Origin of the sequence: Colidextribacter sp. OB.20 (genome assembly GCF_009911595.1) — a bacterium.
Taxonomy (GTDB): Bacteria; Bacillota; Clostridia; order Oscillospirales; family Oscillospiraceae; genus Lawsonibacter.
The window spans coordinates 1-13,024 of sequence record NZ_QWKG01000091.1 but is presented as its reverse complement, the minus strand read 5'-3'; the positions used below and the strand labels follow the sequence as shown (position 1 = coordinate 13,024).

The 13,024-nt window shown below is 58.7% G+C and carries 10 protein-coding genes; 2 read left to right on the top strand and 8 right to left on the bottom strand.

Annotated elements, in window-relative coordinates:
• Nucleotides 1-428 precede the first annotated feature (428 nt).
• The 3 genes from D1641_RS17410 to glyA all read right to left on the bottom strand — a co-directional run bounded on the left by D1641_RS17410 (nt 429) and on the right by glyA (nt 4,009).
• On the bottom strand, nt 429-1,682 hold the full coding sequence (locus tag D1641_RS17410) for a radical SAM protein (protein WP_160667990.1): 1,254 nt from the start codon (nt 1,680-1,682) through the stop codon (nt 429-431).
• A 9-nt stretch (nt 1,683-1,691) separates the two neighbouring features.
• Nucleotides 1,692-2,594 (bottom strand): radical SAM protein, encoded by a 903-nt coding sequence (locus tag D1641_RS17405; protein WP_160667987.1) that lies wholly within the window; start codon nt 2,592-2,594, stop codon nt 1,692-1,694.
• Between the two features lie 170 nt (nt 2,595-2,764).
• On the bottom strand, nt 2,765-4,009 hold the full coding sequence (gene glyA, locus D1641_RS17400) for a serine hydroxymethyltransferase (protein ID WP_160667985.1): 1,245 nt from the start codon (nt 4,007-4,009) through the stop codon (nt 2,765-2,767).
• Between the two features lie 258 nt (nt 4,010-4,267).
• Between glyA and D1641_RS17395 the strand changes: the two genes are divergently transcribed.
• Entirely contained in the window at nt 4,268-5,212 is a 945-nt protein-coding gene (locus D1641_RS17395; RefSeq protein ID WP_160667983.1) for a LysR substrate-binding domain-containing protein, read from the top strand.
• Nucleotides 5,213-5,262: 50 nt separating this feature from the next.
• Here D1641_RS17395 and D1641_RS17390 read toward each other — a convergent pair whose 3' ends face one another.
• The 4 genes from D1641_RS17390 to D1641_RS17375 form a co-directional block, all read right to left on the bottom strand.
• Nucleotides 5,263-6,510, bottom strand: coding sequence for an amidohydrolase family protein (locus D1641_RS17390; RefSeq protein ID WP_160667981.1), 1,248 nt, complete (start codon nt 6,508-6,510; stop codon nt 5,263-5,265).
• Between the two features lie 12 nt (nt 6,511-6,522).
• Entirely contained in the window at nt 6,523-8,034 is a 1,512-nt protein-coding gene (locus tag D1641_RS17385) for a tripartite tricarboxylate transporter permease (RefSeq protein WP_160667979.1), read from the bottom strand.
• Between the two features lie 96 nt (nt 8,035-8,130).
• Nucleotides 8,131-8,598, bottom strand: coding sequence for a tripartite tricarboxylate transporter TctB family protein (locus tag D1641_RS17380; RefSeq protein ID WP_160667977.1), 468 nt, complete (start codon nt 8,596-8,598; stop codon nt 8,131-8,133).
• 45 nt (nt 8,599-8,643) lie between these two features.
• On the bottom strand, nt 8,644-9,690 hold the full coding sequence (locus D1641_RS17375) for a tripartite tricarboxylate transporter substrate binding protein (protein ID WP_160667975.1): 1,047 nt from the start codon (nt 9,688-9,690) through the stop codon (nt 8,644-8,646).
• Nucleotides 9,691-10,164: 474 nt separating this feature from the next.
• Here D1641_RS17375 and D1641_RS17370 point away from each other — a divergent pair, with 474 nt between their 5' ends.
• Nucleotides 10,165-10,770, top strand: a complete 606-nt coding sequence (locus tag D1641_RS17370) for a hypothetical protein (RefSeq protein WP_160667973.1) — start codon at nt 10,165-10,167, stop codon at nt 10,768-10,770.
• A gap of 67 nt (nt 10,771-10,837) precedes the next feature.
• Here the strand turns inward: D1641_RS17370 and D1641_RS17365 are convergent.
• Nucleotides 10,838-13,024: hypothetical protein (locus D1641_RS17365; protein ID WP_160667971.1), on the bottom strand; the 2,187-nt coding region annotated here is incomplete at its 5' end.

Genomic DNA, 13,024 nt, shown 5'->3' with positions numbered 1-13,024 from the left:
CGCTTCAGGTTTCTCATAGAGTGTTTCCTCCTTTTAAGTTTTTCCGGCCATGAGAGGGGCCGTCTTGGTAGAAAACTTCAAGCTTTGCTCCAGTCTGTCGGTCCTTCCGGTCTACCTGACGGGCTCTTGGTAGCCCCGGAAGATTTAACATTCTAGAAACAATTTTCGTCGCTTTCCCCAAAATTTTCGAGGTTTTCTCAACTTTCCAGCCCCTTACGAAGGTGTCACTCCCCTTGCCTGGCTCTCAGGATTGCGAAAACCTGGAGGAAATCCGAAAAATCAGCCCCTTCGGCATAAAAAAGTTATCCTGGTAGACATCCGGTAGATGTCCCGGAAAACGAAAAAGCCGCCGGGCCCTGGGTTGCAGGAGCCTGGCGGCTTTTTTGGTAGACTTTTGGTAGACTTGTGCGGCGGGGACACCTCATCACTCAAAGCTCCATTCCTTCCGGAAAAGCTTCCTTCCGCAGCAGCCCCCACATTTTATCAATGTAGGCCAGGGTATAGAAATTCTCGTAATAATGATAGTAAAACGCACCCTTCAGCGTCATCTCATAGACTCCGTCCCGCTCCGTAACAAGGCCCAAGTGTTTGGCGAGGGCCAGCTCCAGGCCGTACATTTTTTTGAGCGGGATGCCAAAGAAGTGCCGGAAGGCCTCCGCGTCCACTCTGGTGCTGTAGGCCGTCCAGAACAGGTAATAGACCATCCGCTGGCGGGGTGTGAACCGGAGTGTCAGGGCGGTGGGAAGGGCTCCGCTGTCAACGCGCCCGCAGTACTCCTCCACAGAGAAGGTGTTGATCTTGAACTGGTCCCGCAGGAGGGTGGCGGCGGAACAGCCAAAGCCCAGAAAGCTGTCCCGGGTCATGGAGGAGTAACTAGCCTCCTTTTCGTTGGAGAAGGTCCAGATGGAATTGCGGGCGTACCCCCTGTCCAGGCACCAGCGGGTAATCCGGTCCAGGAGGAGCCGCTTCTCCCGCTTTCCCATGGCCGGGACGGCGCTGGAGGTAAAGGTGAAGTCGATAAAGGGGTAGATGGCCACGTGGTTGGCACCACTGTGAAAGGCGGCGTCGAGATCCCCGCGCAGGTCCTCAAAGGTCTGGCCGGGCAGGGCGAAGATAAAGTCCATGGACACCGCCTCGAAAGGGACCGCAGCCAGGGCGTCTGCCAAAGCCCGCCTGTCCACCGGAGCCCGGCCCAGAAGGCTCTGGTACTTCTCCTGGAAGGACTGCACACCGATGCTGATTTTAGTGACGCCGGCCTCCCGCAGGGCTTGCAGGACGGGAACGGTCACATTGTCCGGATGCAGCTCCGCCCCGATGCCCTGGGTGATGACGAAGTGCTCCTCCAGAGCTCCGATGACCTCCCTCAGCCGTCCGGCGGCCAGGGCGGGGGTGCCGCCGCCGAAATACAGGCTGGTGGCCTGCTTTTTCCCGGGGAGCTGCCCGCCAACCGTGTGGATTTCCTGAATCAGAGCGTCCAGATAGCGGGTGCACCTCTCCGGGTCATAGACCTCCTTGCAGTAGGGGCAGAAGCCGCACAGCTGCCGGCAGAAGGGAATATGGACATAGAGGCCCAGATTCTCACAGTCCCCGAAGGGCAGAACCCGATCATACTCCTTGTGAAAGCGAAAGGGCTTCACCGACCGGGTCAGCCACATGCGGGTCAGACTGGTGACAATGCTCATAGTGCCCTCCTATATGTATCTGAGGTAGGTCCTCAGCATATCAAGCATGACCCGCGGGTTTCCCCGAAAGAGCAGGGTGTACTCGGCCACGAAGAAGTAGCCGCACCGCTCGCACAGGCCGGGGACCTCAATGCACCGGCCGCAGGTGCTGAGCCTCCCGTTCTCCATCACCACGCACTGATGGCAGGGGGTAGGGAAACGGTTTTCGATCAGACAGGGGAAGGCGCTCTTCAGGTTGAACACCGGCGCGCCCTCCTTCATCATCTGAGCGATCACCTGACAGCAGGCCGCCTTCTCCTCTCTGGACAGGGCCAGGTCCTCGGTGTCCGGGTAGGGGGTGTGGAAGTTGAAGGACACCGCCCGGACGTGCTCCGTGTCCCGGGCGGCCAGGCAGACCTCCCGGATGGCGTCCTTGTTGATCTGGTTGATGGCCATGTAGAAGCAGATGTTGTCCGCCGGGGCCCGGCGGATGTTGTGGAAAATCAGGTCGTAGGTGTCCCCCCGGATGGCGTTGTGCCGCTCCCGGTCCCCGTCCAGGCTGAGTAGGATCAGGTCGGCCTCAGGCAGGTCAAGGGGGAAGGTGCCGTTGGTGACCACGTTGACAATGAGAAACCCCATCCTCTTGGCCTCGATCACCAGGTCCCGCAGGGTTCTGCCGCTGTCCGCCCAGAGGAAGGTCTCGCCGCCGCAGAAGAAGAGGATGCGCACCCCCATCTCATAGAGCTGGCGCATCTCCCCGATAACCTGGCGGTAGGGGTGGATGACAGCGGTAATGTTGTTGACAGAGCAGTGCTTACAGTGGAGGTTGCACTTGTCCGTCAGGATGATGGTGCCCAGAATGGGGTCCTGCCTCCGGAGCAGAATGGTCCGCAGTCCGAAGCGGGCAAAATGCAGAAATGAGGAAGCTTTCATGGCGGGTAACCTCCTGTCTGGCGGATGCGGAAGCGGTACTGTGATTTTATTATAGCACAGCTTCTGCCCCGGGAACCGACCGACTGTCCGGGAAAACCGACCACTTATCCCTCTCCAAACATGGAAAAGGGCCGCCCTGACGGGCGGCCCTCAATGGGTGCTCTTTACATTCAGCGATACAGCGGGTAACGGGCGCACAGCTGAGTCACGCCCTGGCGGACGGCTTCCGCCCTGTTCTCAAAGTCAAAGACCACGTCGGCAATCCAGCCGGCAATCAGCTCCATCTCGGCGGGCCCGAAGCCCCGGGTGGTGACGGCGGGGGTGCCCAGCCGCAGGCCGGAGGTGACAAAGGGACTGAGGGGCTCGTTGGGCACGGCGTTCTTGTTGGCGGTGATATAGACCTCGTCCAGGCGGTTTTGCAGCTCCTTGCCGGTGACCTCGGTGCCCCGCAGGTCCAGCAGCATCAGGTGGTTATCCGTCCCGCCGGAGACCAGCTTCAGGTCCCGCCGCAGAAGCCCCTGGGCCAGAGCCTGGGCGTTCTCCACGATTTTCCGGCCGTACTCCTGGAAGGAGGGCTGGAGGGCCTCCTGGAAGCAGACGGCCTTGGCGGCGATAATGTGCATCAGCGGGCCGCCCTGGGTGCCGGGAAAGATGGCCTTGTTGAATTTCTTGCCCAGCTCCTCGTCCCGGCTGAGAATGACGCCGCCCCGGGGGCCGCGGAGGGTCTTGTGGGTGGTGGTGGTCACCACGTCGGCGTAGGGCACCGGGTTCTGATGGACTCCGGCGGCCACCAGACCGGCGATGTGGGCCATGTCCACAAAGAGGTAGGCCCCCACTCCCTTGGCGATCTCGGCGAAGCGGGCGAAGTCGATGGCGCGGGGGTAGGCGGAGGCCCCGGCAATAATCATTTTGGGCTTCTTCTCCCGGGCCAGCTCCTCCAGGGCGTCGTAGTCGATGAGACCCTCCTCGTTCACCCCGTAGGGGACGATGTTGTATAGCAGTCCGGACTGGTTCACCGGGGAGCCGTGGGTCAGGTGGCCGCCGTTGTCCAGGCTCATGCCCAGCACCGTGTCGCCGGGCTGGCACAGGGCCTGATACACCGCCATGTTCGCCTGGGCCCCGGAGTGGGGCTGGACATTGGCATAGGACGCGCCGAACAACTGGCACACCCGCCGGATGGCCTCCTGCTCCACCAGGTCCACGTCCTCACAGCCGCCGTAGTAGCGCTTGCCGGGGTAGCCCTCGGCGTACTTGTTGGTCAGCACCGAGCCCATGGCCGCCATCACCGCCTCGCTGACGATGTTCTCAGAGGCGATGAGCTCAATGTTCCGGTCCTGCCGCTTAAATTCCAGCTCGATCATATCCCCGATCACAGGGTCCTGCGCCTTCACCAGAGCCAGGTTGTCCTTAAACATAGGAAAGTCCTCTCTTTCATCCGTAGTGCTGTTGATTGTAACACATACGGACAAGATATGCAAGTGTGCAAAAGCCGTCACGCCCCTTGCCGGTCCTACAGAATTACGAAAACCAGAAGGAACCCCCATATCGAAGCCAGGGCTTGTTTGAAAAATCCTTCGCCACTGTGTATATTTCCATTTTTCTAACAGCGTCTACTCGATTTTTGAAAAGTGTGTTATACTTGATGCAACTACAAAATCCGCGAGGCGATTTGGATGAATATTGAACGTCTGGAGTATTTTTCCACGTTAGCGGCCTATTTAAACTACTCCAAGGCCGCAAAGCAGCTGTATATCTCCCAGCCCTCTTTGAGCAAGCAGATTTCACAACTGGAAAAAGAACTGGGGGTGCCGCTGTTTAACCGCAGCAGACATATGGTGGCGCTGACTCCGGAGGGGCAGGAGTGCCTTCACATGGTCCGTGCCCTGCTTCACGACTATCAGCAGCTGAAAAGCTGGGCGGAGGAGAAGGCGGCCTCCCAGGCGATTCCGTCCATTCGGATCGGCTACTACGGCACTTTGCTGAAAGACATTGTTCTGGCCGTTGTGGAAGGCTTTTTAACCCGGCAGCCCAATATGGATATTCTGCTGAAAAACGATTCCCCCTATGAGGTTATCACCGCGCTCCAGAATGATGTGGTTGATCTTGCCATACTTCGGGATGGCTATTGCACCTCATTAAAAAATCTGCACCGGGAAAAGGTCTGCACTATGTATCAGTACCTTCTGGTGCCGGAGCATCACCCCCTTGCCCGGCGCTCATCTGTGTGCCTTTCAGAGCTGAAAAATGAAAACTTTATCACGCTGTTTCAAAAGGATTCCCCTCAGGGCCATGATGATATGGTGCTGCTCTGCCGCAAATACGGCCTGGAGCCCAAAATTTCTCACCGCTGCGATGACCCTTTTTCCTACACCATGATGATCCAGAGCGGTCAGGGGCTGGGAATTGCCCACGCCTATAAAAACTCCTTTATTGCGGGAATCAAATTTGTTTCACTGACCTGCCGAAGGGAGGACCTGACCTCTGATATTATGGCGGTCTGGAAAAAAGAGGACCGCCGCACAGGGGGAGTACTGCTGACAAAAACCATTCGGGACATCTGCCGGCAGATTCCTGATCTGGACGAATCGCCGTCGGGAAGGGAGCAGGACCTCCGATAAGGCAAAACGCCCTGGACCGGCTCAGGCCGTCCAGGGCGTTTTGCGTAAAACTATTTCCCGTTTGTGATGGCCTGCACAGGCTCCGGGAGGTACTGTCTGGGGAATACCAGCAGTCCGTCCTGAACGGTCAGCCTGCCATCCTGAAACACCATCCTGGTGTTTTTGATGTTGGAGATATTTGCAGAAGGGTCGCCGCTGACCACCAGGAGGTCGGCCCGTTTTCCGGCTTCGATGGTGCCTGCCTGGTCGGCAATGCAGAGAATCCGGGCCGCGTTTCGGGTCGCGGTCAGCAGGGCATCTCCGGCGGACATCCCATATTCCACCATTACCTCCAGCTCGGTCCCCAGCATGCCGTGCTTAAAGTCTGTGCCGGCGCCAATCAGCAGCCCGGCCTCCATCGCCATCTGGAAGCTCTCCCGATGCCGCTGGGATGCCTGGAGGCACTTCTCAACGGTGAGATAGTCGATAGGAACCGCCTCCTCCTGTCCGTGGAGGCCGATCATACGGATGCCGGACAGGGTGGGAATATAGGGAGTGCCGTGCTCCTTCATGCAGAGAACATCCTCCCTGGTGATGTAGATCCCGTGCTCCACCGTGTCGATCCCCGCCTCGATACAGGGGATCAGGGCGGGGCCGCCCTCCATATGAATGCTTACCTGGCGGTGGTTCATGTGGGCAATCTCAACCACGGCGGAGATCTCATCCATGGTGAGCTGGGCGTCCATCGGCGTCCCTGTGGGGGTGGTCAGCCCGCCCGTTACCATGATCTTAATAAAATCCACCATCTTGTTCAGCTGCTCCCGGGTGGCCTTGCGGGCCTCATACGGGCCGTCGACCTGCCGGCCCATATAGGTGCAGTGGCCGCCTGTGGCAATGATGGGCTGGGCGCAGATCAGGGTTCTGGGGCCCGGAACCATGTTCCGGCTGAGCGCCCGCTTATAGTTTACGTCCAGATTATCCGCCGCGCCGCAGTCTCTCACGGTGGTAACACCGCTGAGGAGCGTAACCACACCGTTGTGGACATAGCGTATCTCCTGATACTGAAGATTGTCGGACTTCTCCCGCTTGTCCACACCACCGAAGGCCAAATGCACATGGGTGTCGATCAGGCCGGGGAGCAGACAGGCGTTTTCCAGCTGCGCCAGGTCATACACAAGGTCGGCGGCCGACAGGTCAACCGGCGCCTGGTATGGCAGAACCGCCTCAATGATGCCGTCCCGCAGAATGACCGCTCCATTCTTTTTTACCCTGCCGTCTACCGCGTCAAAAATCCATCCATTAACCAGAATTGTTTTCATAGCAACCCTACTCTACTTCCCTGTTTTTTCATTTACTTTTCCTCTGCAATAGAGGACCAGCTTCCGGACCACCACCGCGGCCAGAACGGCGCCAAGAAGCATACAGATTGGCCGGCCGAATATGCCCAGCAGGTTTCCGTCATACAGCACCAGAGACTGCCTCAGATTTGTCTCAAAGATAGAACCCAGGATAAAGGCGATCACAAAGATTGGAATGTTCGTGCCGGTCCGCTTCATCCCGCAGCCGATGATGCCAAAGACAAACATCACCATCACGTCGAAGAAGGAGCGGTTATAGGCATAGGTGCCGACGACGCAGAGGACGGTGACAAAGGGGACCAGCAGCGAATTTTTCACCATCGTGATGTGACCTACGGTGTGGCATGTGACCCAGCCAACCAGCAGATACACGGCGTCGCATATAATCAGCGTGGCGTAGATCGCGTAGATCACCTCCGGGCTGCGCTCAAAAATCAGCGGGCCCGGATTGATTCCGTGGGCCACCAGCGTCCCAATGAGCATGGCGGCCACGGTGTCCCCGGGGATGCCCAGCGTGAGCAGCGGGATCAGATTTGCCCCGCTGACAGAGTTGGCTCCGGCCTGGGCCGACATCAGCCCCTCCAGAGAGCCTTTTCCGTATTCCTCCGGGCGCTTGCTGGCGCGCTTGGACGCGGAGTAGGCCACCCAGGGGGAGACGCCCGAGCCAATTCCGGGCAGAATGCCGATTCCTGTGCCGATCAGGGTGGAGCGAATGATCGCGCCGGCGTGGGAGAAAAACTCCTTGATGGAGAGGGTGTTGTTCTCCCGCTGCCTGCTCCTGTCGATGGTGGCCCGCACGGCGGCGGCGTCCTCCCGCATGTCGGCCATCCGCTGGATCATCTCGGAAAAAGCGAAGGAGCCGATGAGGAGGGGGACCAGGCGGATGCCGTCCATCAGCTGATACATGCCAAAGGTCAGCCGGGGGGAGCCCAGAACCGGGTCCAGCCCCACCAGGGCGAGAAACAGACCGAAGGCCGCCGCGATTATAGATTTAAAGAAGTTCCCCGAGCCGACGGTGGCAATGACCATCAGGGCCATAACGACCAGGAGCATAAACTCCGGAGGGCCAAACATCAGCGCGATGCTGGCCAGCGGCGCGCAGACCAGAATGGCGATGATATCACTGAGAAAATCCGCCAGAACGCCGCTGAGCAGGGTGGCCTTCAACGCCTTCAGTCCCTTGCCCTCCTGCTTGAGGGGGTAGCCGTCCAGCGCCATGGCGGCACAGGCGGCGTTGCCCGGAGTGTTGAGCAGAATGCTGCCCACCGAGCCCGCCCAGGTGGAGGCCTTATAGATGGCCAGAATCAGTGGAATCCCCAGCCAGGGCGAGACATACAGCGTAATCGGCAGCACCAGGGCGATCGCCATCGTCCCGGTCAAGCCCGGTATGGCGCCTACAATGATGCCGATCATCGCCCCCAAAAACATCATTCCGATTTGTCGGACTCCAAAGACCAGGCCGATGCCAGTTAAAATGTCATTCATTGATCTTTCCCTATCCTTGTCATTTTTGTAATTCGGGACACGGGACCCGGGCAGGATTTCTCCCGGGCCCCGCAGTAAGACCCCCGCTTTTCCGGACTACAGGAGGACGCCCCGGGGCATTTTCACCGCCAGTCCCAGCTCAAAGAGCAGGAATACAAACACGAGAAGCACCGCCGTACCACAGGCGATCCTCCACCAGCGCAGTCCGGGGTTGAAATAGCGCAGCGCAAGAGGCAGCGCCGCCGCAGTGGTCACATAGAAGCCCACATAGTTCAGGGCGAGCAGGTAGGCGAGCAGGAGAATCAGAACTGCCGCCAGCCGTCCGGGCCGTACCGCGTCCGCCTTTTGGGCGCCCTCCTCCCCCTTCGGCGTAAGCAGGCTTTTCACCAGCATAACCACGCCGCAGATGAGAATAATACCCATCATGATATTGGGGAGAACGGCGGAGGCGAGATCCCCTTTAATGGTTGACTTGGGCGTATAGGCCGGGATCAGCCATACCAAAAAGACCAGACTGAACAGGATACAGACAAGGGAATATTTGAAATCTGTGTTCTTTTTCATAGATGCCACCATTTTATCCAAATTGCTCCGGCATGAAGGGAGCGATCACTCCAGAAGCCCGGCGTCCTTCCAGATAGGACCGACTATGCCGTTCACCTTGTCCACCAGAGCGCCGAAGTCCTCATAATTGCGGTAGGTGGGGGACTGGCCGATGGCCTCCAGGTCCTGGTGCAGACCGGGGGCCTCCATGCACTTCTCCACCGCCCGGCTCAGAGACTCCACAATCTCGGCGGGTGTATCCTTGGCGCAGAACAGGCCGATATAGGACACAATATCCTCCACCGGATACTCCGTCTCGCCGAGGGTGGGGATATCGGGGATCTTGTCGTTGCGCGTGCCGTTGCACACGGCCAGAATCTTCATGTTTCCCGCCTCATACTGGGTGAAGGCGGTTGTCAGGGAGATGAAGCCCACAGAGACGTCGCCGCGCAGAACCGCTGTGCAGGCGTCCGCGTCTCCGCTGTATGGAACCTCGGTCATGCCCAGCTCATACAGGCTGTCCAGGGTCAGGGCGGTCAGGTGGTTTTTATAGCCGCGGCCTGTGTGGGCATATTTCAAGCCAGAATTATCCTTGGCATACTGGACAAGGTCCTCCACGGTGTCGAAGGGGCTGTCCTTCGATACCGCGATCACGCTGAAGGTCTCCGTCAGCTCCGCTATGGCCTGGAGGTCCTGGGTGGTGTAGGGCGGGTCGGACTGGTAGACCTCAGGGCTGACGCAGCGGGTGCTGTTCCAGACAAGGGTATAGCCGTCAGCCTTTTTGTTCAGCGCGTAGCTGGTGCCGGTCAGGCCGCCCGCGCCGCTCATATTATTCACGTAAATAGAGCACCCCAGCTCCTCCTGGAGGTAGGGCACCAGAGCACGGGCGCTTAAATCGCTGGAGCCGCCCGCGCCAAAAGGGACAACCAGCTCAATCTGTCCGTCGGGCCTCCAGTCGGAGTCCTGCCCGCTGGTGTCCGGCGGGTTCTGAACCGTTGATCCGGACCCCGGCTGTGAGCCGCTGGAGCCGCTGCTTACGGGAGTCTGCTTCTGACAGCCAGCCAATGAAAAAACAAGTGCTGCTGCCATAGCTGCGGATAATAGCCTTTTCATAATGATTCCTCCCCAAAATGATGTTTGTCATATTGCGGCAGATTTCCTTCAGTATCTGCGGATGCCGCAATATTCAATCATTATTTTATCGGATTCCAACAAAAAAGGGAAATATCTATTTTGGGAGGCAAGCAAATGGTTATAACGAATTGGAATAATCAGCACGGCGCGTTTGGCCGCACTTTCTCCTCACTTCCATTAAATGTATGGAAATGTACCACTTTTCCTCCTTGCACACGGTAATTGAGAGCGGAAAAGGCCTTCCACACTCAGGGGGACGCGATGTGTGTAGGGCGCGACGACCCCGGCGCGCCGTTGGAATCAGGGTGGAAGCGGCGGGCCGAGTCGTCCCGCCCTACAGAGGGCTCAAAGCCCTCCAGCCACCCTCATCCGTCACGGCTTCGCCGTGCTACCTTCCCCCTTCCAGGGGGAAGGCTTCTTTCATTCTCAAGACAATTTAAGGAGGAACGAACGATGAACGCAACAACCAACTACCAGCTCAACCAGTGGGAGGCCTCTGACCGGGTCCTGCGCACCGACTTCAACGCTGACAACGCCAAAATTGAGGCTGCCCTGTCCGGCCTGGAGGAGCGGGCGGCGGCTTTGGACAGACTGGCGACAAATATCGCTTACCAAGCGGGACAGCTTGGCATTGTAGACCAGGCGGCGAACCGCCGAGGCATCAGCTGCCGCGGTATGGTCTGCGAGGCCTTTGTGGTCTCTTCTGGCTACGACTGCACCGGCGGGGTAGTGGTGGCCAACGACAAGGCCAGCCTCACTGGGGCTGGGGCCGTGGGGACGGTGACCGCGGAACGCCGAATTAACCTTGGAACAGATATGACCCACTGCAAACTGTGGCTCCATTGCTCCGGGGATCGTGTCACACCTACGGTCAACGGGCAGTCTATGGAGAAAATCCGCAGCTTCTATGATCCCAGCTCCGCCCACAGCACCGCTGTCTGCTTTGAATACACCTGTTCAGGCCTTCCCGTCAACAGAGACTGTATCATTACTCTGGAGATGGAGTGCAAAACCGGCAGCCCCGTGGAGGTCTACGACTTCTGGGCAGTCTTCTATTAAAGAATGAAAGGAGCCCCGGGCCTTGCGGCCCGGGGCAAAGTTTCGCGAATGCTTAGGGTTTTTGGAATTATGCCTGCTCGATGGTCAGAGCCTTCTCGCCGACTTCAATAGACGCCTCGGGCGCGCTGGTGGCAGTCCCGATGGTGTCGCTTCCGTCGATAACATAATCGCTTGTCTTGTCGGTAGCGCCCTCAGACACCTTGATCTTCTCATCGGCAGCAGCGCTACCAGTGATGATGATCGGGGTCCCCTTCGCAATACCGATGACATCGCCATCTGCCGCCGAAGTACCCGTGAGAATCGTAAGGAACTTACCTGTAATTACGGGATTGGCGATTTCAAGCTTGCCGCCGTTGATCTTCAGGGTAACCTTAGTGTAGGCCACGTAGGTCTCGTCGCCGTCAACCACCTCAGGATCAGTGACCGCACTGCCGTAGCCCTTGTCGGCCTTGTCTTTGACAACGACCTTCTCCGCATCCTCAGTTCCGTCACCCTTCACAGCGGTGAAGGTTACTTCCTGGGCAGCGTTCACGAAGTCGCCGTCAACGGGGTGTTTGTTGGTGTCGTAGGTAGCCTGGACACCCTCGCCCATGCTCAGCTTTGTGGCGCCATAGATGTTCCAGGCATCAGCGCCGGTCACGGTCAGGGTAGCCTGGCTCTCGCCGGCGTGCATGATGCCGGTCTCGTTGGTGACCACATAGCCGTCGAAGTCGCCGCCGGCGATGGTCAAAGTGGTATCAACGGGGATATAGATACCATTGGTCTTGGTCGCGCTGGCATCGGCGTCGTTGGCAGCCAGGACCTTGCCCTTGGCGGTAACGTCTGTGCCGGTGGTCTTAACCACGGTAGCGGACCACAGCTCGATGCTGGAGTCTACCGTCCCGGTCAACTCGGTTCCGTCAGTCGCTACGGTTTCCAGGGCCTTGGTCGCCAGATCGGCAACACTCGCAGCTCCGCTCGAGTTGCCGGCCACAGTCAGAGCGCCAACAACAGCCGCGCCGGTGCCCTTGCCGGTGATCTTCAGGCTGCCGCCCTTCTCAACGGCCTCGCCACTCACGACGTCGGCATACTCAGCACCAGCGCCAGCGGGCTTGTACTGGGCAGTCACGCCGCCATTGAGGGTGATAGTGATGACCTCGGGAGCCGCGTTGTCACCGTCGTTCAGGTTATCAGCGGCGGTCATATTCAGAGTCAGAGCGGTCTTGGGCATGGTGAACCCGATGGTGTCGCCCCAAGCAGCGCCGCCGTCCGCCAGCGTAACGCTGGTGCTTCCAACCTTCACGGTCTTGGCGCTGGTGATGCTGCTGTCAGCCGCCAGCTTGATCACGATCTTCGCATCGGCAGGAACGGTATAAGTGCTCTGAACACCAGCGAGTTTATCCTCCTCGTTGACAGTGCCGGAGTAAAGATCCCCGTTCACATACACCTTGACGTCAGCCTTGGGGCCAAGCAGGCCAGCCAGGGTCAGCACCTGCTGAGAGGCGTCGATAGTGGTAATGGTGACCGCACCGTCCTCGGAGACGTTGATGGTGTAGACGTTTTCAGCCTTCAGAGTAGCGCCAGCGACATCCTTAATCTCGAAGTTCTTCTTGAGATTAATGGTCATGTCGGTGTCGGTGTCCTTGGTGACGACAGCCTTGCCGCCGGAGGTGGTGACGGTAGTCTCGCCGATCATGACAGACTCCACGCCGGCGTCAAAGTTGACGGTGATGGCAGCCTTGGTCTCATCGACAGGAGGCACGTACTCGCCAGTGACGAACTCGATCTCAGCGGCATCCTCGGGCACGATCAGGCTGATCTTGCCGCCCACAATCTCGGGGATATTCTTGGTGATGCGGTCGATGATCTTGCCGTCGGCGTCGCGGATGATGATCTCGTTGATGACCTCGCCGGCGCCCAGCTTGGGAGCATCCACAGTCACGGCGAACTTGCCGTCCTCCACGGCGACGCTGTAGTCATAGTAGCCCGTCTGGGTCTTGTCGTTGGCGTCCTTGTAGTAGAACTCCACGGGACGGTTGACAATGTAAACCACGCGGGCGGTGGTGGCGTCCTTGCCGGTGGAGCCCTTGGCCTTCACCACGACAGCCCAGGTTTCGATGGTCACGGTGTTGCCCTCGGAATCCTTCTGGGTCTCCTTGTTCTTGGTGGTCTCCAGGCCGTTCTTCATGTCGCTCAGGCGGCCGGTGGTGATGTTGTCCAGCTTGCCGTCAGCGTCGTACTCCACCAGGACGATCTGAGTGGGATCATCGCCGTC